The 20,477-nt window shown below is 56.6% G+C and carries 20 protein-coding genes; 5 read left to right on the plus strand and 15 right to left on the minus strand.

Annotated elements, in window-relative coordinates; genetic code table 11:
* Positions 1-165: 165 nt before the first annotated feature.
* The 11 genes from AB0A83_RS07480 to AB0A83_RS07530 form a co-directional block, all read right to left on the minus strand.
* The gene (locus AB0A83_RS07480) at positions 166-1,089 is read right to left on the minus strand and encodes a vWA domain-containing protein (RefSeq protein ID WP_367155903.1); all 924 of its coding nucleotides are present in this window, start codon (positions 1,087-1,089) and stop codon (positions 166-168) included.
* A 54-nt stretch (positions 1,090-1,143) separates the two neighbouring features.
* Positions 1,144-1,734, minus strand: coding sequence for an MxaK protein (locus tag AB0A83_RS07485; protein WP_367155905.1), 591 nt, complete (start codon positions 1,732-1,734; stop codon positions 1,144-1,146).
* The gene (locus AB0A83_RS07490; RefSeq protein ID WP_367155906.1) at positions 1,731-2,717 is read right to left on the minus strand and encodes a vWA domain-containing protein; all 987 of its coding nucleotides are present in this window, start codon (positions 2,715-2,717) and stop codon (positions 1,731-1,733) included. The genes AB0A83_RS07485 and AB0A83_RS07490 overlap by 4 nt, the downstream gene beginning before the upstream one ends.
* Entirely contained in the window at positions 2,714-3,649 is a 936-nt protein-coding gene (locus AB0A83_RS07495; RefSeq protein ID WP_367155907.1) for a nonribosomal peptide synthetase MxaA, read from the minus strand. Before AB0A83_RS07495 ends, AB0A83_RS07490 begins: the two co-directional genes overlap by 4 nt.
* The gene (locus AB0A83_RS07500; protein ID WP_232056809.1) at positions 3,646-4,485 is read right to left on the minus strand and encodes a DUF58 domain-containing protein; all 840 of its coding nucleotides are present in this window, start codon (positions 4,483-4,485) and stop codon (positions 3,646-3,648) included. The genes AB0A83_RS07495 and AB0A83_RS07500 overlap by 4 nt, the downstream gene beginning before the upstream one ends.
* Before the next feature lie 4 nt (positions 4,486-4,489).
* Positions 4,490-5,116 carry an MxaP protein gene (locus AB0A83_RS07505; RefSeq protein ID WP_150047672.1) on the minus strand — a complete coding sequence of 209 codons (627 nt, stop codon included), beginning with the start codon at positions 5,114-5,116 and terminating at the stop codon, positions 4,490-4,492.
* A gap of 308 nt (positions 5,117-5,424) precedes the next feature.
* Complete coding sequence (locus tag AB0A83_RS07510) at positions 5,425-6,444, minus strand: AAA family ATPase (RefSeq protein ID WP_367155908.1); 1,020 nt, start codon at positions 6,442-6,444, stop codon at positions 5,425-5,427.
* A gap of 201 nt (positions 6,445-6,645) precedes the next feature.
* A complete protein-coding gene (locus AB0A83_RS07515; RefSeq protein WP_150047675.1) occupies positions 6,646-6,924 on the minus strand; it encodes a methanol dehydrogenase [cytochrome c] subunit in 279 nt (92 codons plus the stop codon).
* 162 nt (positions 6,925-7,086) lie between these two features.
* Complete coding sequence (moxG, locus tag AB0A83_RS07520) at positions 7,087-7,563, minus strand: cytochrome c(L), periplasmic (protein WP_150047676.1); 477 nt, start codon at positions 7,561-7,563, stop codon at positions 7,087-7,089.
* A gap of 13 nt (positions 7,564-7,576) precedes the next feature.
* The gene (gene moxJ, locus AB0A83_RS07525) at positions 7,577-8,422 is read right to left on the minus strand and encodes a methanol oxidation system protein MoxJ (RefSeq protein WP_367155909.1); all 846 of its coding nucleotides are present in this window, start codon (positions 8,420-8,422) and stop codon (positions 7,577-7,579) included.
* 133 nt (positions 8,423-8,555) lie between these two features.
* Positions 8,556-10,364, minus strand: coding sequence for a methanol/ethanol family PQQ-dependent dehydrogenase (locus tag AB0A83_RS07530; protein ID WP_150047678.1), 1,809 nt, complete (start codon positions 10,362-10,364; stop codon positions 8,556-8,558).
* A 327-nt stretch (positions 10,365-10,691) separates the two neighbouring features.
* On the opposite strand from AB0A83_RS07530, the gene AB0A83_RS07535 reads away from it, so the two are divergent.
* Positions 10,692-11,348: a response regulator transcription factor gene (locus AB0A83_RS07535; RefSeq protein WP_150047679.1), complete on the plus strand. Its 657-nt coding sequence runs from the start codon at positions 10,692-10,694 to the stop codon at positions 11,346-11,348.
* A 116-nt stretch (positions 11,349-11,464) separates the two neighbouring features.
* On the opposite strand, the gene AB0A83_RS07540 is transcribed toward AB0A83_RS07535, so the two are convergent.
* The 4 genes from AB0A83_RS07540 to lnt form a co-directional block, all read right to left on the minus strand.
* Positions 11,465-12,037: a hypothetical protein gene (locus tag AB0A83_RS07540; protein ID WP_367155910.1), complete on the minus strand. Its 573-nt coding sequence runs from the start codon at positions 12,035-12,037 to the stop codon at positions 11,465-11,467.
* Positions 12,038-12,059: 22 nt separating this feature from the next.
* Positions 12,060-12,593 (minus strand): SRPBCC family protein, encoded by a 534-nt coding sequence (locus AB0A83_RS07545; protein WP_367155911.1) that lies wholly within the window; start codon positions 12,591-12,593, stop codon positions 12,060-12,062.
* A gap of 118 nt (positions 12,594-12,711) precedes the next feature.
* Positions 12,712-14,205, minus strand: coding sequence for a hypothetical protein (locus tag AB0A83_RS07550; RefSeq protein ID WP_367155912.1), 1,494 nt, complete (start codon positions 14,203-14,205; stop codon positions 12,712-12,714).
* Between the two features lie 94 nt (positions 14,206-14,299).
* Positions 14,300-15,811 (minus strand): apolipoprotein N-acyltransferase, encoded by a 1,512-nt coding sequence (lnt, locus tag AB0A83_RS07555; protein WP_367155913.1) that lies wholly within the window; start codon positions 15,809-15,811, stop codon positions 14,300-14,302.
* A 644-nt stretch (positions 15,812-16,455) separates the two neighbouring features.
* Here lnt and AB0A83_RS07560 point away from each other — a divergent pair.
* From AB0A83_RS07560 to gspG, 4 genes are all read left to right on the plus strand, one after another.
* Positions 16,456-17,850: an Ig-like domain-containing protein gene (locus AB0A83_RS07560; protein ID WP_190303274.1), complete on the plus strand. Its 1,395-nt coding sequence runs from the start codon at positions 16,456-16,458 to the stop codon at positions 17,848-17,850.
* A gap of 201 nt (positions 17,851-18,051) precedes the next feature.
* A complete protein-coding gene (locus tag AB0A83_RS07565; protein WP_150047684.1) occupies positions 18,052-18,594 on the plus strand; it encodes a DUF1566 domain-containing protein in 543 nt (180 codons plus the stop codon).
* Between the two features lie 200 nt (positions 18,595-18,794).
* Positions 18,795-20,012, plus strand: a complete 1,218-nt coding sequence (locus AB0A83_RS07570; RefSeq protein ID WP_150047685.1) for a type II secretion system F family protein — start codon at positions 18,795-18,797, stop codon at positions 20,010-20,012.
* A 20-nt stretch (positions 20,013-20,032) separates the two neighbouring features.
* Positions 20,033-20,476 carry a type II secretion system major pseudopilin GspG gene (gene gspG / locus AB0A83_RS07575; protein ID WP_367155914.1) on the plus strand — a complete coding sequence of 148 codons (444 nt, stop codon included), beginning with the start codon at positions 20,033-20,035 and terminating at the stop codon, positions 20,474-20,476.
* Position 20,477: the final 1 nt, after the last annotated feature.

Genomic DNA, 20,477 nt, shown 5'->3' on the forward strand with positions numbered 1-20,477 from the left:
CAGCTTAAGAAAACGCTCGGCTCTCGATTAAAGGATAACTTGCTTGCAGAATATAATCAACGTTAGTAATGTTGTTGATTTTTTGGGGATAAAGCGTGTTTTTTACTTATACTTACCGGTTTGGATAAGCCTCTATGCTTAGAGAATAAACTAGCCAGCTCGCTTTCAAGCCACAGCTATTAACAACATGATGAGCGCGGTCAGCGCGTACCATGGACGGATGTCGCGAGCCTGAGACGTGTCAATCGCTAAGTCGGCGGACTCGACGAGTTGCAACAAATCGCTGTCGGACGATAGACGCCGATAGCTTAGCCCGGTTTCGCCGGCCAATTGCTGTAAATACGCTTCTTGCAGCGCGCTGAGATGTTCGCTACCGCTGGCGGCGTGTTTGCCGAACGGTGCGTTTCTAGCGTCGTAACCTTCTATTTGTTCCGGGTTGAGGTCGGAGATACCGAAACTGGAACGGTGCGGTACCTCGTCCGGACCGTAATGGCCTATGCGCCGGCCGGTTTCGTCGAATTTAGGGATGGGTACGGCCTGTAACCCGCCGCTACCTAGAATCAAGCCGGTGACTTTGCCTTTAAGTGGGGAAAAATCGCTGCGATAGCGCGAGTTGACAGGCGGAGCCTCCTGCCCGTCGCTGACGAATACCAGTTTGGCGTTTTTCCCCTGCATCAATTGCAGTGCGCTCGACAAGCCGCCGGCGATACGGCTGTCGGCCGCCCAAGCCATGCGCCAATCCAAGGCCTTGATGCTTTGCTCGAGTTCCGAATAAGCCGAGCAGACTTCGACCGGTTCAAACAACAGGGTGGAACGCCGCTCAGTAAACACGCCCAAACCGATTTCCGAACCGCACGGCAAGCGGAGTATCAATTCGCTCAAACGGTGTTTGACGAAGGCCAGACGGCTGACCGGCTGGCCGGCCAGTGAGTAATCCTCCGCATTCATGCTGCGGGTAATGTCGATCACGAAGGTCAGGCGGTAAATCGGCCCTTCTTGTTGCCGGGTCGGAAAGGCGAACAGCGTCGCCATTGCCAGCAGCGCCAACAGCAGCGTAGTGAAACGATAATCGAATAGCAGCTTGAGCATGCGGATGGCGGGCCTGATAGTGCGAAACAGTGGGCAAAGATAGAGCTTGGATTTTCAGGGCAAGCCGCGCGGAAAGCCCGGCAGACTGGTCCACAATTCGGAAGGGCGGGCAGCATCGTCGTCCGTTGCGGGACTGATTCGATCTAATTCCGGCAATAGCCGCATCGCCGTTTCCAAGTTGAATTTCGCGTCCCAGAAGCCGTCGTCCGCTGTCAATGCTTGCCGGTATGCCTGCTTGGCCAACGTTAACAGCGGTACGGCTTGATTGAGGCGGCCGGTCTCGATTTCGGCCAGTGCCTGCGAAAGGTAGAGATTGCCCAAGTTATAACGGATGCGCGCTTGCAGACGGTTGCCGTTTCCTACCTCCGCGCCGAGGTCGACGATGCGGCTCAACACCGCCAAGGTTTGGTCGTAACGGCGCTTGCCGTACAAATAATTCGCATAAGCCAGTTGCAGTTCGACGGCGGCGTAGCGGTCCGGTTCGGTGTCCGGCGTTTCGGCGCTTTGCCCGGTACCGGCGGCCGTCCAATCGGCAATGGCTTGATTGACGGCTCGGATGCGGTAAAGGTTTGCGGCTTGGACGGCCGCCAGAAACAAGCAAGCCGCTAAAGCCGCCCACAGCAAGGTATGCCGTATGCTTCTCATGCCGTTCTTACCTCCAGTAATTTGATGCCTAACAACAAGCCGATCAACCCTGCCGCCCAGGCGTAACACAGGCCGGTCAAATCGCGTCTGGGGACGGTGTCCTGATAATGCAGCGGTAAGCGTTCCAGCCGGTCGATGTCGGCGATGGCGCGTTGCATGGCGCCGGGATCTTCCGCTTCGTAAGCTTGATAGGGAATGTTCAGACTGCTGAAAAAGCGGTGCAGGTAACGCTCCGGCATGGCTTGGGCGTTGTCGTCGCGCGGGTCTTCCGGTTCCGAGAACAGGCCGGGACTGTTGGCGGTGCGCAAAAACAACCAATACAAACCTACTTGCTGTTGCTGGAATTGCACGCGCAAAGCGGCTTCGGTCTCCGGCGCAATCACCGCCGCTCCGTCCGATACCAACAACACGATGCGGGCGCCGCTGACCGGTTGTTGGCGAAAATAGCCGAGCGCCAAGGCCAAGCCCTTGCCGATGTTGGTATAAGCCAGGGCCGGGCCGGAACTGGCGGCTATCGCCGCGCGTATCGCCGCGCGGTTTTCGGTCAACGGCATGACGAATAAGGGAGAGGTGCTGTATTCGGCCAGTCCGATCAAGTCTTGCTCGCGCCGCGCTACGAATTCGCTCAACAGGCGACGCGCGGCGGCGGCTTTGGATTCCTCGCCGCCGCTCGGAGCGCCGCCGGCGAAGCTGTTGTCCATGCTGTTGCTGCGGTCCAGCAACAACACGATATGCGCACCGTGGCCTATGCGTTCCACCCGTTGCTGTTCGAGGTGCATGCCTGCCAGCCCCAGGATCAATGCCGCCAGCGCCGCAGCTCCCAATAGCCGTATCAGTAGCGTCAAGGCTTGCGACCAGGGATCGGGCGGCAATATATCCAGCCACGGGTAGACGTTCGCTTGCATGCCGCTGCGTAGCAGGGGGATCAGACTGAGCAGCAGTCCGGCTAAAATCCATGGGGTGTCGAATGCCGGCGCGTTCATAGTCGCCCGCATTCGATTTGTCGGCATAGGCGGCCGAGTTCCTGCAATTTGCGCCAGTCCTCCGCGCTGACTTGGCTTTGGCCGCCGAACAATACCCGGTCGGACAATTCGAAGAACCAAACGATGGATGGCGCCGCACGGCGGTACGCCGGTTGTGCCTGGTAAAACCCCTCCAAACCGTGGGCGAATAGCGGCTTGCCGTACAAGCTGTTAAAGGCGCGGTGTAGCAACGCCAGACCGCGTTGCGGATCGGCGATAGGCACCTTGGCCAATTCACGTTGCAAGCGTTTGAAGATTCGCCGTTTAGGCCAGACCGGAAATATCCCATATCGGTAAGCCAGATAGGCGGCGAGTGCGAATGCGCCGGTTAGGCTGGCGGAGAGCAGCTTTAGCGGGCCGGCCGCGGACAATGGTTCGGCTGCGGCATTCGGGCGGCGATAAGGCAGGCCGTCGGCGTCTTTACGTACCGCCAGTTCCTGTAACGGCGCCAAGCTGAACGGCCAAGCCGGCACGCTGTGTTCCAGCGTTTTACCGGCTTGATTGAATTGCAATTGAAATCCCGGAATATTCAGCATTTTTACTTCGTTGGCGGCGTAGAACACTTGATAAGTCAAATCGATCACGGTATGGCCCGTGTCCTCTTGGTGCGCGATAGTGGCCCGGCTGAGATGCAGCCAACGGTTCAAATCGCCGGGCGCAGGCACGCTGGCCGGGTTCAGCGTGGTGTCTTTGCGGGTTTGAAATTCGATGCGGTGGTGAATGACGTCGCCTATCAGATATCCGTATGGACGTGGCGTTTGAAAAGCGAATTCATCGATTGCCGGTGGCAGGGACGACGAGCAGCCGGCCAGCAAAGCGGCCCCTAGCAAGGCCGCGACGGTACGACATTGTAGTAGTCCGGTCCGGTTGGTCATGGCGTTGCACAGTGTCATAACGCGTGTTGCAGGAAATAGCGATTAATGGGGGCGGACCGGTAACGGCCTTCCAGGAACAAGGGTTCGCGGCCGAAGTCTCGCAAGCGTCGGCCCAGCGCCACGCGGCGCCGTTGGTAAGCCTGTTCGATGCGTTGTTTCAATTCGGGACGCAAAAACACGCTGCGGTCGCGGCCGGTTTCCGCGTCTTTCAGACGAGCCAAGCCCCAGTTCGGCAGGGTGGCGTATTCGCTTGGATCCCAACACACTACGGGTACCAGTGCGTGCCCGGCTAGCGGTGGTATCAAAGCGTTTAGTTCGGTCAACGAAAAATGAAAGTCCGACAGCAAAAAAATCAGGCTGCGCCGCTTGGGCAGCAAAGGCGCGACGCTGCGCAAGCTCCGGGCGTCGCCGCCAACTCGATAGCGACGTAACTGTTCCGCTAATTTGCGTAAGGTGTGCGGCAGATTGCAGGCAGGTACCAGCCAATCCGGCGTCGCTGATGGGCCACAACCGATAAAGCCGAAACGGTCGCCGTATTCGTAAGTGGATTGCGCCGCGGCCGCCACGAAATCGCCGACTAACGTCAGCTTGTTGCCCATGGAAGCCGACAAATCGGCAATGACGTAAACCGTCAACTGGCTGGGTTGTTGGTAAACCCGTACCCGGTAGCCGCCGAACGGGTCCAGCAGGCTGGCGCGCAGATCGATGCGGCGCGGGTCTGGGTTGGCTATCAGCGGTTCATGGCGCTTGAATAACTGGCCGGCGCCCAGCATTTGTCCGGGATGGGCGCCCGGAAATACACCAGGTAGCGCATGCGTCAAGCGGTATTGGAAACCGGCGATTTCGTTAGTCACAATCTTATTGATTCAAAATCAAATACAACGCAACGCCGGCGCCGCACAGATAACCCGGGGCCAAGTATTTGATCGGCAAGTCCATAACCAACTTAACCAGACCCGAACAACTGTTGTCCTGCCGGTGGTAGATCGATTCGCCTAACAGCCACAACAGCGAATTGGCGCAGGCGAGGGCCAAGATGGCCGGTACGCCCACGTCGCTGAACAAGAACGACTTTTCCGCCAGCAGCGTCGAGCGTTCGCTGGTGTGCAGGAAATTGGCGAGCAAAATTCCTATCATCAAACCGCCCTCGTCGAAGGCGACCAAAAAAAACGTATAGCACAGGCGGCGTAGCGGATCGGACAGCAAAGTTGCTTGCGGCCAATGGCGGGCGAGATACAGCAGCGGCAGAATGATGCCGAACAGCAATAGGCCGATCACCGCCAGCAAGATCCAGAAGTGGTAACCCACGGCGTCGTTGACCGCGCTGGTGTAATAGGCCGCGTAGGCCACGTCGGCCTGACTGTCCAAGCTTTGTGCGACCAAAGTGCCGATCAGGCCTACGCCGGCCCAGGTAAGGTAGGTTTCGGCGTAGTGGTTTAGGCCGGATTTCGGGATGATTTGTTTGGTTAGTTCTTTGAGGTTCATAGGTTTTTATTATGTGTCGCTATCGCGACGGTTTTTAATGCCGGTTCGCGCACCGGCGGGCGCGATACTTTTCTTTGCTCCGCCGAAGAACAGTATCCAAAAGCAAGGCGGCCCCGATGCCGCTTTCTTTGGGTACTTTCTTTTGGGCAAGCAAAAGAAAGTACCTCGTGTCGGGCCGAGACCCGACTGCAAAACCAAGCCGTCGCGCAGCGACACCAAATCGCAAGCCAACAATCCATAAAAGCTTTCTCCCGGAAACGCCTATCGGTTTATTCCGGGCTACACAATCTAACAATCCGTCAGCGTTATCATGGCGCGGCAATATTCCCCAAAATCCCCTTCACTAACTCCGGCATCAACTCCTCCTTCCTATACCCGTAAACCGGATTTAAAAATATCCTATGCCCCATCGTCACTTGAAAAACCGCCTGCATGTCTTCCGGCAACAGCATATCGCGGCCTTGTAACCAGGCGCGCACTTTGGCGGCGCGTAGGAAATAGCTCATACCGCGCGGGCTGGCGCCTGCTTGGATGAATTGATTCATCTCGACGTCGCTCAAGCGGATGCCGAAATCGCCGGGCCGGCTGCAGGCCTTCCACAAATCCAGCGCATAACGGTGCAGGGTGGGGCTGCTTTTGACGGCTTGTTGAATCGCGGCGCCGATGTCGTTCAATTGGTAATAAGGCACGCCGGTGGATTCGACGCCGGCAACCAAGGCGTCGACGTCGTGGAATTTGGGATCGAAGATCAAGGCGTCCATTACCGCGTCTTCACAAGGCGCGTCTATGCCGATCTCCATCATGAAGCGGTCGCGGGCGGCGGCCGGCAGCTCGAAAGTTTCCTCGCGCTCGACGCGGTTGCGGTCGGCGAATACTTGCACGTGCGGCATGCGGTATTCGCGATTGAAGGCACCGACGCTGCGTTCGGCCATCACCCTTAGCAGCAGGGAATGCACTTGCGGGCGGGCCCGGTTGATTTCGTTGAAGAAAAATATCGCCAGCTGTTCGCCTTGTTTCAACAGTGGGCCGGGATCGACGCAAGGCCGGCCTTCGCCGTTCAGGTAGGTGTAGTAAATCAGGTCGGCCGGCATCAGATCGATGGTGCCTTCGATGCGTTGATAGTATCCGCCCAAGCCTTGGGCGACGGCGCGCAACAACGTGGTTTTACCGACCCCGACCTGACCTTCCAGCATCACGTGGCCGCGGGCGAACACGGCGATGATCAGCTGGCGTACCGGCGCTTGTTGGCCGATCACGGTGCGGTTGAGTTGTTGTTCCAGGCGCAATGCTTGGTCGCGCCATTGTTGTAGTTCGGTGTCCGTGCTCATGGCTGTCGCTGGACTGATGGCTGTTTGCCGGAAAAAAGACTCCGGGCGGAGCCCGGAGAGTGAGTTTCAATCTTAAGTTTCGGGGGCGAAACCGCCCCGGCGTCCGCGCCGGGGACTTGCGGCTGCGACTTTTAAATTCAGCCGTAGCCTGGCTCGCATCCTTAGCGGGCCTGATTGGGGAAGGAACTTGGGGGCGCCGGGTTAACCCTCGACGTCGTAAACGAATTTGCCGGTTTTGTTCAGCACGTCCGTCCGTTTGGCGTTGCGCGCTTCCATTTCCTTGATCGATTGCGATTGCTTGTTCAACTCGTTCGGATCGTGTTTAGGATCGTATTTGCTGCCGGCTACTTGCGCCGGATAACCGGGTTTAGGTTCCCAGCAATTGCCGGCTTCCTTGCATTTGGTGCCGTCGTAGGCGTTGGCGGCGCCGGATAGCCCTAAAGCCAGTAATACTGTGCCTAACATTATTAGTTTGTTCATGCTGATCTCCTGATGAATTGTTGGATATGAGTTTCCTAGCGTCCTAGTTCCCACGCGCCGCGTGGGAATTCAGGGCTTAGCCGCGCTGCGGCAAAATAGTCACCGCAACGCGGTAAAACGGTGTTCCCACGCAGCGCGTGGGAACAAGTCAAACACGCGGCGTCACTTCAACCAATCGGCCTTCTTCGGGTCGCCCTTATAGATGTGGCGGATAAAGGCCATGATGTGCAGCATGTCGTCGGTGCTGAAGTTGACGTATTGCGGACCCATCATGCCGTTGGCGCCGCCGAACAGCAGTTCGAACAAGCCTTGATCGGTGGCGTTGCGCGGATAGGTCCAGTAGTCGTCGGCCAAACCGGGCCCCAGTTTGCCTTCGGCTTCGTGGCCGTGGCAGCCTGAGCAACCGGTCATGTACAGGCTTTCGCCTTTTTTGACGGCTTCGGCGTTACCGTTGTAAGGGTTTTTGCCGGTTTGCATGAACTGCTTGAACTGCTCGGTATTGCCGCCTTTCTTGGCGAAACTCAAATCCAGGGTTTCGCCGGTCAAGGCGTGGCGCAGGGTAATGTCGGCTTGGGCAGTGGATAAAGCGGCCAACGACAAGCCCAGAACAGCGCCGGTCAAAAGGTTTTTCGATTTCATTTAAACAAAGTTCCTAAGGGTTCATGGATAGGGCGACTTCGGGTTGTTCCAGCAGCGGGATGCCTTCTTCCGCCAGCAGCTCCTCGATGTCGTCCTGATGTGTGCGGATCAAATGATTCAATTGCTCCAGTAAAGCGATTTCGCCTTTACGCACGCCGATGGCGGTACTGTATTGAAAGCCCACTTGCTGACCGTCGGCGCGGTGCGCGTCGTCCGGAATCAGGGTCATGGTAAGCGGGGTGGCCGAGGCTTTGACATAGCGCGCGGCGGCCGGGCCCCACAGAATGGCGATTTCGGCTTTGCCCGAGGCTACTTCGTTCACCAGTTTGTCGTTGTCGTACTTGACGTACTGGTTGCGTTTGGACTTGAAGCCGACCAGTTCCTGTTGGTAGTTGAACATGTCGTTGTAACGGCCGATCGCCCGCAACATGGTTTCCGCCGGGGTGCCGGGCGCAAACGCGATGCGTTTGGCGGTCTTTAGCGCCGGACTGTCCCAGTTCTGCAAATCCAAACCGTCTTGTTCGCGGCTGATGAACACGTAACCGGAGCGGTAGTACGGCGCCGTGGTCAGCAAGCGCGGATCGCCGGCGTCGACGCCCATCACCACGTCGCACAGACCTTTATCCAGATAATCTCTTATGTAATAGCGCGGATCGGTCCAGCTTACCGTTGCCAGCTTGCGGCCCAATTGTTCGGCGACATAGTGCGCCAGCTTGTTTTCGAAACCTTCGCCGGCTTGATTGGAGTAGGGCATTTCGTTTTCGGCGGTGCAGACTTTCAACACCGGTTGTTCGGCTTGGGCGGATGCCAAACCCAGGCCCAAGGTCAGCGAGGTTAATAGGTGTATTGATGCTTTCATGGGTATGCTTTAGATAACTTAGGGTATGGTTCCCACGCTTTTGCGTGGGAACCCTCACGGGGACACTCCCGCGTCCCGAACCGCAGAGCGGTTCAGCGTGCATTCCCACGCGGAGCGTGAGAACGAGTCCGATCTACAGCGAGAACACCATCACGCCGCCGCCCATTTGGGTGTAATGCGCCAATTCCTTGAACGCACCCACCGCGCCCAGACCCGCGGTCGGGTCGGCCAGGTCGAATACCAGGCCAACGCCGGGCCAGCCGCCGACACCGTAATAAATCGCAACGTATTGTTTGTTGTTGTGTTTATAGGTAATCGGGTGACCGATGACGCCGGAAGGCAGTTTGAACTTCCACAGCTCTTCGCCGGTTTTGGAATGACGGGCCTTGATGTAGCCGTCCAGAGTGCCGTAGAACACCAAATCGCCGGCGGTGGCCATGGTGCCGCCCCAAACCGCGAATTTTTCCTGAACTTCCCATTCCATTTTGCCGGTCACCGCGTTCATGGCCTTGACTTGCCCCAGGGTGCCTTTAGGACCCGGATACATGTTCAAAGTCGCGCCGACGAAGAATTGGCCGGCCCGGTAAGGCAGCATGAACGGTTCCCAATCCATACAGATGTGGTTGACGCCCATGAAGAACAGCTGCTTGTTCGGGTCGTAAGACTCGATGCCCTGGTTGTGGTAACCCATCGCCGACGGGCAGATGCCGGTAGCTTGGTGGTCCATGTGAGTCGAATATTCCGGATCGCGCACCGGCAGACCGGTTTTCAGGTCGACTTTCTTAACCCAGTTGACGGTGTCGTCGATCTTGAAGGCGTTGATCAGATCGCCGTTTTCCCGGTCCAGGGTATAGACCAGACCGTTGCGGTCGGGATGAGTCAGCAGTTTGCGTTTTTTGCCGTCCACCACTTGCTCGGACAAGCCCATGTAGTTGACGCCGGCGTAGTCCCACTCGTCGTGCGGGGTTTTTTGGTAGCCGAATTTGGCTTCGCCGCTGTTGATGTCGCGGCCCCAGATGGTCATGGTCCATTTGTTGTCGCCGGGACGCATGGTTTCGTTCCACGGCGCCGGGTTGCCGGAACCGTAGTACAACATCTCCAGGTCGCTGTCGTAGGCGTACCAGCCCCAGTTGGTGCCGCCGCCTATCTTCCAGGCGTCGCCTTCCCAGGTTTTCAGACCCAGACCGAACTGGCCGTAATGCGGGTTGTGGCTGTTAAAGTCTTTCGATAATTTGATGTCTTCGTCGGGACCCGTGGCATAGACCCGCCACTCTTGCTTGCCGTCCTTGATGTTGTAGGCGGTGGCGTAACCGCGCACGCCCAGCTCGGCGCCGGAGGAACCGACGATGACTTTATCCTTGGCCACGAACGGCGCCACGGTCAAGGTGGAGCCCATCGCGATGTCGGAGTTTTCCATTTTCCAGCGCAGCTCGCCGGTCTTGGCGTTTAGCGCCACGACATGGCCGTCCAACTGATTCAAAAAGATCGTGGCCGGATAATCCTTGCCGGCCGGCGCATAGGCCAGACCACGGTTGACCACGTCGCAGCAGGCGACCGCACGGGCCGCCGGATTTTGCTTGGGCTTGAACTGCCATAAAATCTTGTCCGGCTCCTCCAGGCTGATCGCGAACACGTTGTTCGGATACGGGGTATGCACGTACATGATGCCGTCGACTACCAGCGGGCCGCCTTCGTGTCCGTTCAATACGCCGGTCGAGAACGACCACGCCACCTTCAGGTTTTTGACGTTGTTGGCGTTGATGTCGATCATTTCGCTGAAATGGGTGGAGCCGTAGTCCTTGGTTTGCATGACCCAGTTGGTATTCTGCTTGGACAGTTGCTCCAGTTCTTTATTGGCCGAAGCGGGCTGTGCCACGCTCAAAATGCCGCCCGCCACCAGCGCCGCCGTTTTCCCTACGGTGCGCAAATCGAGTTGTTGCATGTTTCCTCCAGGATGTTCTTATCGTTAAGAGGCGCGGCGGCCCGGCCGATCGTTTAAAGAAATCAGCTTTGTTGATCAAACCGCATCACAGAAATAACCGGTCCGCCACGCTGGCGCACATGGTAAAGAAAGGCCGCCGCAGGCCGTTACGGAACTATCCATGGATTCTGTGGGAAAAAAGCGAATTCAGCGGCGGAAAAAATCCCGCTTCGAAAAGGGCGGATAACATTGTAAAAAGGAAAAGCTCCCATGGTTAAACGCGGCGAAACTCGGCACCATTTTTAACAAGCCGGTAACCGCCGGCCTTGTTATAGAGGAGTGTTAAGTTTGACCGGTAAAATCGACGTGTTGCTGGTGGACGACCACGCGGTGGTTCGTGCCGGTTACAAGACTTATTTGTCGCTTTCCGAGCGTATCGGTGCCATTTACGAAGCCGATCGCGGCGAGACCGCGTGCCAACTGTACTCGCGCCACCATCCCAATGTGGTGGTGATGGACTTGTCCATGCCCGGCTTGGGAGGTATGGAGAGCATACGGCGTTTGTTGAGCCGGCATAGCCAATGCAAGATATTGGTGTTCAGCATTCACGATGAATTGGTTTATGTGACCCGGGCGATTAAAGCCGGTGCCAGAGGCTACATCACCAAAAATAATGCGCCCGAGACCTTGGTTACCGCAGTGTGTTTGATTGCGGAAGGCGGTACCTTCGTGGAGCCGGCCATTGCTCAACAATTGGCGGTCAGCATGGCGGTGGACCTGGACGAATCGGCCAGGATCAAATCCTTGTCGCCGCGCGAATTCGATATTTTTTGTTTGTTGGCATCCGGCATGAGCACCCGGGAAGCCGCGGAAAGCTTATGTTTGAGTTATAAAACGGTGGGTAATCACAGTACCGCCGTCAAGGAAAAGTTGGGCGTTAAAACCTTGTCGGAATTGGTCCTGATCGCTTGCCGACACGGCATCGTTAAAAGCGGTCAGGCTTGAAGCTACAAGCGGCGGACTGTAACAAAACTGCTGCAAGCTATGTTTTTTGGGCGGGGATAAGCAAACGCCGCCGGCAATCCGGCGGCGTTTATGCGTGCCTAGCCAGGCGGTACCGTTCAATCGTTGCGATGCCGGGTGATGTATTTGCTGACCCCGGTCGCGGGTTGCGCGGCCGCCAATTTTTCCAAATATTTGCTGACGCCGGTTTGCGGCGCGGCGAGTCGCCGCAGATAGTGTTCCACTCCGGTAACCTGGTCATCGGCGGCCGCTTCCGGCAATCGAGCGGAACCGTTGCGTCGGCGGGCCGTTGCCCATAGCGCCAGACCTATGCCTGCCAAGCCGGCTATCAGCCATTCAAGCGAGAGCGGGCTGCTTGCGGATTGGTTTTGTGGTTGAACTTCGCGACTGTCGGCTTGCGTTTCGGGCGGCAGGCGCTGGGCGGCTTGCGCGGCGGCGGGAAGCGCGGCTCCTGCCTGTGGCTCGGCCGGCGTTTGAGCCGGCAAAGCGGAGACGGTTGAATTCGCGCTTTCAGGTTCGGCAGTGCTTGAATTCTCTGTTTCCGGTGGTGCGGAATATCTGACCTGAGGGTGATAGGGTTCCGGCTCGTAGCCGTCGGCGGCTAGGGCTGTCACGACGCATAAGGTTGCCGCACAACCGAGCGTAAAGCGAATTGGTATGATTGAGCGCATGGATTCCTCCCCTGGGGTTAGGTTATTGTTTAGATTCGACCCGGCTTTTCAAGCCGTTTAATCCCTGCTCGAAAAATTCGGTCATGGCTTGTACTGCCGCGGCATCGTTCAGGTTATCCGGCGGGGTGTTGCCGGTGTCGCCGCGATAAAAGCGGCTTTTCAACGTGACTACGCTGGTGTTGGGGGCTTCTCCCGCGGCGACTTTGAGCTCCACGCTGTGGGAGCTGGTCGGAAAAGCGGCCGGATTTTCCGTTTTCAGCCGGTAGCTGTATTCGCGTTCGGCTTCGTTGTAATAATCCAGCTCCTCGACGATACTCCCGCCGTTGACGAACACCAAGGTGCGCTTGCCGCCGGATTGGTTGCTGCCGTCGCCTTCGCTGCTTTTGACGCCGGGGTGCCAGGAGGCTATCGCGTCGAACTGTTTGACGGTTTGCCAGACCTTGTCGGCAGACGCCGCTATGGTGACCGATTGCTTGGCTTTTTGCGGAGTAGGGCCGTGGGCGTGTGCCGAAAAACCGATGGCGATAAGGCTTAAAAACGCGAACAATGCTTGCATGATGGCTCCGTGTTGATGAGAGCCGATATTATCGGTTGCCGGGATGCGGCAGCCTTGGGAAAAGCTCCCGAGTTGGTCCGGGATATTGTCTTTTTCGCCGGCGGCGCAGACGGCCCGATTAGCCCGGGGCAGGAAATTGGCAGTTGAACCGGCTGTAGTACGGGGTAGATTCCAGGCAGGCGGTCAGGCGGATTTTGGGACCCAAGCTGAATTGAATTTCGTCGCCGACCGCGTATTTGCCGCCGTGCAAAAATACTTGCGGGTTGGGGCCTTGTTCGCCGATTAACAAGGCGTGGCCGTTTCCGGCGATAGGGTAACAGGTGCAGGTGCCCGGAATGGGTTCCAACAGCAGTTGACAGGCGTTTTGATTGTCGACTTGTTGGCGGATGATGGATAGCGTCAACGGGTGCTGTTCGCGGTATAGCAGGCCTAAATCGCCGGTGCGAAAATCCAGGTTGCGGTTTTCGGCAATGAGGTATGCGCCGGAAGTGGTTTTCATCACGTTGACTTGCCGGCCACCCTGCTGTTTTTGCAATAAGTTGGGCGGCATGGCGAAGGTGCTGCGTTGGTGTTCCAACGGTACCAGCGAATATCCGTAGCTTCGGGCGTCGTCGTTTCGCAATTGTGCACTTAAGTCCATGATGCGCAATAGCTTGTTCAATTCTTGCACGAAGTTGCAGATGTCGGCGAAACCGCCTATCAGTCTCGAAGGCAGCGGCGGGCCGGGCACGATGGCGTTAAATACTTTGCGGTGGCCGGTAAAGGCTAGCGCCAACCGGTTCAGGCTGGCCGTACTCAAGCGAGTGTGCATGGTGCCGAGTTGCAACTCCTGTCCCAGGCGTTGTACCTCTAAAAACACCGCACTGAAGGATACCGGTTTGCGCGGGTGCGGGAGCAGCATAGGCGCATAAATTTTGTCCACTTCCCAATAAAAAATCGTGTCGTTTTGCCGTTGCGGGCTGATCTGCAACAGCTCGGCCAACTGGCCGGCTAACCCGAACGCCGCTTCGGTTTCCTCGGCGCAGAGTGCTTGATGAGTAAATAAACTGAACAGCAGGTTGCGTTTCAGCACCGACTCTATCGTGCTTTGCGGTTTAAATTCCGGAATCTTGCTGGTTTGAATCTGCTTGAACACCGGGTCGGCAACGCTGTGACGATAAAGAAAGGCGGTTTTTTTCCACAAGGTCGTGGACGGCGTTTCTCGGCACAACGCATGGCAGCGCAGTGCGTGTCCTATCATTTGCAGTGCGTAATAAACCGCCTGACCGCTAGTGGCAGCGCTTAGCGATTTGCTCTCTATCAGTTGACAGAGCAATAAACTCATTTGTTTGGGCAACTGCAGGATTAACTTGGCCAATTTGAGGGCTTTGCCGTTTTGCAGCGGTTCGGCAAGGGCGGCAGCCGGCAAGTTGTGACAAAAATGCAGGGTGAGCGGACTGAGTTGCTGCAAAGTTTGCAGCAACTGCTCGGGAGCGATAGGCGCCGATTTCAATTCCTTTAAGGCATGGTGCAGTTGATGAGCGGCCTGTACTTGCGGCAGGCCGCCTAATTCGCTGAGCCAAGCGGCTATTGCATTGGCATTCACATCGGCGGGAAACATGTTGTCGGCCATCGGTTTAGCGTTTGCTTTTCAATAAGTTCAAGTCTAATGCATTATGCAGGATTCGATGTCAGCGATTGCTTACATTCGCGAACGCCTTCAATGCTTAATCGCGCCGCCGCTTGGCGGATAAACGCGCTGCAGCCGCGTATGCCGCGAGCGTCAATAGTAGCAACCCCGCAAACAAGCGCTTATCGCCCAAACGGGCATAAGGAGTCAAGCCGCCCATGGGCAAAATTTCCCCGCTGACCACTGTGGGACTGAACATCGGCGCTTGTGCGATCAGTGTGCCGTTCGGTGCTACGATGCCGGTCAAACCGGTATTGGTGGCGCGCAGCAAATAGCGGCCGTATTCCAGCGCCCGCATTTGCGCCATCTGCATGTGTTGGTGCGGTTGCTCGCTATCGCCGAACCAGGCATCGTTGGTGACGTTGAGCAAATAAGCGGCGGCTTCGATTTGGCGGCCGACCAACTCGCCGAACGTGTCTTCGTAGCAGATGGTCGCAACAAACGGAAAGCCGCCGGCCCGGAGCAAGGCTTGGTTTTCGCTGCCGGCGGCGAAATCGCCGAGCGGAATATCCATTTGTAATAGCAACCAGCCGGACAAGGGTTGTAAGGGCAGGTATTCGCCGAACGGCAATAAATGGATCTTGTGGTACAGCGCGGCGGTGTTGCCCAGGGTCAGGATGCTGTTGTAATAGCGTTTGCTGCCGTCCTGAGTCGGCAAGCCCAACACGATGTCCGTGCCGTGTTCGCGGGCGGCATTATGTAGAGGCAGCAGAAAATCGGCTTCCACTTCGTGCAAAAAGGCCGGTACCGCCGTTTCCGGCCAAACGACGACATCCGTCTTACCCCAGAGTTGTTCGGTTGCTTGCCGATATAGATTGAGTGTGCGGGTGCGTTGATCGGCTTGCCATTTTTGATCCTGGGAGACGTTGCCCTGGATTAACGCTACCCGGATCGGGCCGCCTATCGCCTGTGTCCACTCTATACCGCGCAAAGCCCAACCGCCGCTCCAGATTAAGCCGAGCAGGACGATTGCGGAAATCGCCGGTAGTTCGCGGCGCGCCGCCTTTTCCAGCGAAATCGCCGAGACGCTTAGCAAAAAACCTAGACCGAACACGCCGGTTAGCGGCGCGTAGCCGGCCAAAGGGCTTTCGAGTTGGCTATAACCGGACAGCAGCCACGGAAAACCGTTGAAAGCCCAAGTTCCGCGTAAATATTCGCTCGCCGCCCAGGTCAGCGCTCCGGCCAAGATTTGAAAATAGGCCCCCGGCAGTTTGAACAGGCGGGCGCAAATGAAGGCGTTAAGCGCCGGAAACAGCGACCAGGTCGCTACGACCAAGGTCGTCAACAACACGCCTACGCCGGCGGGTGCGCCGCCGAAATCGTGGATGCTGATGTAAGACCACCAAAGCCCGCTGCCGAAATAGCCCAAACCGTATACAAATCCCAGCCAGGCGGCGCTGCCGGGCCGGAGTGTGCGGCAGCAACGGTAATACACCGCTAACGACAATAGCGGCAAATAGTAAAAATCATAGGGGGCAAAGCTAAAGGTCATCCAGGTTCCGGCCAACAGTGCCGCCAGTTCCCGTTTCCAGGTGCGTATTTTGAGCATGCGATTCGATCAGTATCGGGCTAATTCCAAGTCTTATCGGCTTCGGGTTTTGTTGCTTTCGCCGGGAACGGGGCTAATCGGGCTGGGGTATTGCGAACGCATCGTCGTCTTAGTCTATCGGACATGTTTGCGAAGTCAGCCGGCCGCTCCAACCGGGCATTATCGCCGGAATTCTCGATAGGCCAAAACTTTGGCGCTTGCGCTTATTCGAAACGCCGGCCGGTCGCGTTGGTCCGCATTCGCCCCGGCATAACGCAGGGTGGATTGTTTGTCAGCGCAATGTAATGCAATTCACGCAACCTTAACGCAGCCTTCACGGAACCGACGTTTACGCTTCCTACAATTCCGAACGCGATTGCCATGGCCATGGATAGACTGGCAAAACCGGGTCATCGAGCGTTTGTCTGGTGCGCTAACGGCAATCGGTCAGGCATGCGCAATGCCGGCCACTGATGTGGTTAGAAAGACCCGGCGGGGAAACAGCGGCTGCTTCGCAAACCCAATCTCATGTCAACGCACCTGGTCGGCGGCGACATTAATCCGCGCCCGCAGGGCTTAGGCCCGGCGGGATGGATACAACCGGCTGTCAGCCTTTCCTGCGGGAAGGGCGGCGAAAATCCACAACTTATTTTGAACTGACGAGCATGAACACACTTTTTGATAGACCGAAAAATGCGGAGTCGAAAACCGGCTCTTGCGTTGCTGTTGTTGAGCGGCGAATTAAAACCGCCGGCGTACCGCTGGGTTTGCTGACGCTGTTGCTGACGGCCCCACTGTCCGGTTATGCCAATGAAGCGCCGGTGGCTTTGGACAGAAGCAAAACCTTGAGGGAAGATAAAACCGCGCGCATCGTATTGAAAGCGAGCGACGCGGATAAAGACAAGCTGACCTACAGCATCAGCCAAAATCCGCAGCACGGCACGGTAAGCTTGAACGGTAAAGTCGCCAAATATACCCCGCAAGCGAACTATAACGGCAGCGACAGCTTTCAATACCTGGCCAACGACGGTACGACGGATTCGGCGGCGGCTACGGTAAGTTTGACCGTAAAGGCGGTCAACGACCGTCCAGTGGCCACAGCCGCCTCGCAAAATGTGCTGATGGGGGCTGCTTATAGTTTCGATTTGCACGGCAGCGACGTCGAGGGCGATCCCTTGACTTTTCGCATAGTCCGCAAGCCCAAAAAAGGCAAAATTGTTTTGGACGGCGATACGGTCACCTATACGCCTAAAAAAGCCGATTACCAAGGCGCGGATTTTTTTACCTTCCGGGTTAGAGACGGTAAAAAAGTCTCTAAAGTGGCCAGAATCGATTTAAACGTGACCGACACAGTGGATGAGGTCGCGCAAGTGAAACTCAACGATACCGGGGTCGTGACATGCGCTAACGCCACCGACAACGGTTTGGACTGCCCGCAAGCCGGTTTCCCCGGCCAGGATGCCGAATACGGCGCCGATGTGTTGAGCAATAGCAATACCGACGGTTACGCCGGTTTCAGCTTCACTAAATTGGGTGGCAACGGCCAAGCGTTGGCCACGCAAAACGCCGCCTGGGATGCAGCCGGCAGCGAAGCGGCAGGCAGCCAATGGGCTTGCGTGCGCGACGAGGTGACCGGGTTGGTTTGGGAAAACAAAACCGAAAGCGGCTTGCACGACAAAGACAACACCTATACCTGGTATCAAACCGATACCGGCAACAACGCCGGTTTTGCCGGTAAGGCCGACGGCGGTGCCTGCGACGGTTCGACTTGCGATACCCAAGCCTATGTACAAGCGGTCAATGCTCAAGCCTTGTGCGGATTCGAAGATTGGCGCATGCCCAATGTCGAAGAATTGGCCGGGTTGGCGGCATTGGACGGCAAAAAACCGGCGATAGACGGCGGTTTTTTTGCCAACAGCGTCGGCGGGATGTACTGGTCGAATAATCCTTATGCGCCAAGCGGCGATTACGCATGGTCGGTGGATTTCGGCCAAGGCTACGTCGCGGCTGGTGCCAAGTTGTTCCCCGGACGGGTGCGTCTGGTGCGCGGTGCTCACTAAATTCGGCCGGAAATTTTCAGTCGCGGCCTTAAGTCAGCTTATTTTTTGACTACCACGAGACCGGCCGGGGTGATTGCCGCTTAAGCTTAGTCGTTATACGATAGCTGCGGCAATGGAATACTTTCATAGTCTGCTGAAGGTTCAGAAGTGGTTTCAAGCGCCCAAGGTCGATTCAATTTCAAATTTGGAGTAAACAAAATTATGTCAAAGCTTAGTAACAGCCTGTTATGCCTGTCCTTGGGATTGGCCTTGAACGTGCAGGCTCAAACGTGCAAAACGGACTCGATTAGCGCCTCTTTCCCCAACGAGCGATTCACCGAACACGGTGACGGAACCCTGACCGACATGAAAACCGGTTTGATGTGGAAACGCTGCAGCGAAGGACAAAGCGGCGACGCTTGCCAAACCGACAGTGCCGAAACTTTTACCTGGGAAGAAGCATTAACAAAGGTTAAAACCTTGAACGACGCCGGCGGCTTCGTCGGCAAAACCAACTGGCGCTTGCCCAACTTGAAAGAACTCCGCAGTTTAGTGGAAGTGCAATGCTCCAACCCGGCCATCAATCTGGAAGCGTTTCCGGCGTTTGCTTCGCTGTTTTATTGGTCTTCCACCACGGTGGCGAACGACGGCGGACAAGCCTGGGGCGTGCGCTTCAGCGACGGCAGCGACGGGGCCAGCCCGAAAACCGCGGCGGTTGATTCGCCGTTGCGCGGTGCGGTCTTGTTGGTGCGCGACAGAGAGTGATATCCCGCTTTGTGTGCCGGCGCGCGGATGGTTGCGGGCCGGCATAGCCATAAAAAATCCGGACTCGATCCGGATTTTTTATGGCTTGGATTCAGGCCTTTGCCGGGCGGCGGCGAAATTCTCCCGCTAACGGGCGCGCTGCATGTAAAATCCGGTTAATCCCTTCCGCACCTTAAACCCGCAAACGATACACTACCGGAATGCCGTTATTTTCTTATAAAGCCGTTAACAACCAAGGGTTGAGCGAAGAAGGCGTGCGCGACGCCCGGGACGAGCAAGCCTTGCTGTTGGAATTGCAGCGGCAGGGCTTGATACCGATACGGATAGTACCGGCTAAAGACCGAACCTTTCTCGGATTTCGGCTGAAATCCTCGGCGTTGCGGTTGAAACACAAGGAAATAGGCATGCTGACCGGCGAGCTGGCAACCTTGCTGGAGTCCGGCTTGCCGCTGGACCGCTCGCTGACCATCTTGCTGCAATTGACCGAAGAAAACCCCAAACTGAACAAACTGGTGGCCGACGTATTGGAAAAAGTCAAAGCCGGCAAGGCCTTGGCCGACGCTTTGGAAAGCCAGACCGGCGTGTTCTCCAAGTTTTACTTGAATATGATACGGGCCGGGGAAATGGGCGGCAATTTAGGCGGGGTGCTGCAGCGTTTGGGCGACTATCTGGAGCGCAGCCAGGAACTGAAAGATACGGTCAGCACCGCCTTGATTTATCCCGCCATTTTGTTGCTGATGTCCTTGGTGTCCTTGTTCGTGATGCTGACTTTCGTAGTACCGCAATTCAAGGAAATGTTCGACAGCGCCGGCCAGGCTTTGCCGATACCGACCCAGATCGTGGTGGGCTTGGCCGAGTTTTTACAGGGCTATTGGTGGCTGTTGGCCTTGCTGGCAGCGGCCGGCGTGCAATTCGCCAAAGCGCAATTGACCGATCCCGTTAGCCGCAAACAGTGGGACGGGCGCTTTTTACGCATGCCCTTGTTCGGCGATATTGTCATCTGCATGGAAACCGCCAATTTCAGCCGGACCTTCGGTACCTTGCTCGGCAACGGCGTGTCTATCTTGAAATCCCTGGGCATCGTGCGGGAGACCGTGACCAACGGCGTGTTGGCGGATTTGCTGGCAGTAGCCGAAGAGCAGCTGAAACAAGGCCGCACCATGTCCGAAGCCTTGGGTAAACAAGCGCTGTTTCCCAAATTGGCGGTGCAAATGATTAAAATGGGCGAGGAAACCGGCCGGCTCGAAGAAATGTTGATGCGCGTAGCCGTGATTTACGATAAGCAACTGAAGACGACCATTCAGCGCATGCTGGCTCTGTTGGAACCGGCGTTGATCATATCCTTGGGGCTAATGATAGCCGGCATCATCGTATCGATATTGTTGGCTATTTTGAGCGTCAACGATCTTGCCGTATAACCATAATCAGGAGGAATTACATGAAAAACAGGTTTACCCCGCAATACCATCCGCGCCGTTCGTTCGGTTTCACCCTGCTGGAAATGTTAGTGGTGTTGGGCATCCTTGCTGTGCTGGCGGGTATCGTTGGGCCGCAGGTCATGAAACACATGGGCGCGTCCAAAACCAAGGCCGCCAAGGTGCAGATCGAGGATTTGGCGTCGGCACTGGATATGTATAAATTGGACGTGGGCCGCTATCCCAGCCAGCAACAAGGTCTGGACGCTTTAATCGAAAAACCGACCGACGCCAAACGCTGGAACGGCCCGTATCTGCGTAAAGAAAAAGTGCCGCAAGATCCCTGGTTGAACGACTATCACTACGTTTACCCCGGCCAGCACGGCAGTTTCGACTTGTTTAGCTACGGTGCCGACGAAAAAGAGGGCGGCGAAGGCGAAGACCAGGACATCAACAGCTGGGAATAAG

The organism is Methylomonas sp. HYX-M1 (genome assembly GCF_040741385.1).
Lineage (GTDB): Bacteria > Pseudomonadota > Gammaproteobacteria > Methylococcales > Methylomonadaceae > Methylomonas > Methylomonas rhizoryzae.

What these genes read in the sequence shown, in the direction of transcription:
- AB0A83_RS07480 (WP_367155903.1), bottom strand. Translation starts at nt 1,089, where the DNA reads ATGCTCAAGCTGCTATTCGATTATCGTTTCACTACGCTGCTGTTGGCG.
- AB0A83_RS07485 (WP_367155905.1), bottom strand. Translation starts at nt 1,734, where the DNA reads ATGAGAAGCATACGGCATACCTTGCTGTGGGCGGCTTTAGCGGCTTGC.
- AB0A83_RS07490 (WP_367155906.1), bottom strand. Translation starts at nt 2,717, where the DNA reads ATGAACGCGCCGGCATTCGACACCCCATGGATTTTAGCCGGACTGCTG.
- AB0A83_RS07495 (WP_367155907.1), bottom strand. Translation starts at nt 3,649, where the DNA reads ATGACACTGTGCAACGCCATGACCAACCGGACCGGACTACTACAATGT.
- AB0A83_RS07505 (WP_150047672.1), bottom strand. Translation starts at nt 5,116, where the DNA reads ATGAACCTCAAAGAACTAACCAAACAAATCATCCCGAAATCCGGCCTA.
- AB0A83_RS07510 (WP_367155908.1), bottom strand. Translation starts at nt 6,444, where the DNA reads ATGAGCACGGACACCGAACTACAACAATGGCGCGACCAAGCATTGCGC.
- AB0A83_RS07515 (WP_150047675.1), bottom strand. Translation starts at nt 6,924, where the DNA reads ATGAACAAACTAATAATGTTAGGCACAGTATTACTGGCTTTAGGGCTA.
- moxG (WP_150047676.1), bottom strand. Translation starts at nt 7,563, where the DNA reads ATGAAATCGAAAAACCTTTTGACCGGCGCTGTTCTGGGCTTGTCGTTG.
- moxJ (WP_367155909.1), bottom strand. Translation starts at nt 8,422, where the DNA reads ATGAAAGCATCAATACACCTATTAACCTCGCTGACCTTGGGCCTGGGT.
- AB0A83_RS07530 (WP_150047678.1), bottom strand. Translation starts at nt 10,364, where the DNA reads ATGCAACAACTCGATTTGCGCACCGTAGGGAAAACGGCGGCGCTGGTG.
- AB0A83_RS07540 (WP_367155910.1), bottom strand. Translation starts at nt 12,037, where the DNA reads ATGCGCTCAATCATACCAATTCGCTTTACGCTCGGTTGTGCGGCAACC.
- AB0A83_RS07545 (WP_367155911.1), bottom strand. Translation starts at nt 12,593, where the DNA reads ATGCAAGCATTGTTCGCGTTTTTAAGCCTTATCGCCATCGGTTTTTCG.
- AB0A83_RS07550 (WP_367155912.1), bottom strand. Translation starts at nt 14,205, where the DNA reads ATGGCCGACAACATGTTTCCCGCCGATGTGAATGCCAATGCAATAGCC.
- lnt (WP_367155913.1), bottom strand. Translation starts at nt 15,811, where the DNA reads ATGCTCAAAATACGCACCTGGAAACGGGAACTGGCGGCACTGTTGGCC.
- AB0A83_RS07560 (WP_190303274.1), top strand. Translation starts at nt 16,456, where the DNA reads ATGAACACACTTTTTGATAGACCGAAAAATGCGGAGTCGAAAACCGGC.
- AB0A83_RS07565 (WP_150047684.1), top strand. Translation starts at nt 18,052, where the DNA reads ATGTCAAAGCTTAGTAACAGCCTGTTATGCCTGTCCTTGGGATTGGCC.
- AB0A83_RS07570 (WP_150047685.1), top strand. Translation starts at nt 18,795, where the DNA reads ATGCCGTTATTTTCTTATAAAGCCGTTAACAACCAAGGGTTGAGCGAA.
- gspG (WP_367155914.1), top strand. Translation starts at nt 20,033, where the DNA reads ATGAAAAACAGGTTTACCCCGCAATACCATCCGCGCCGTTCGTTCGGT.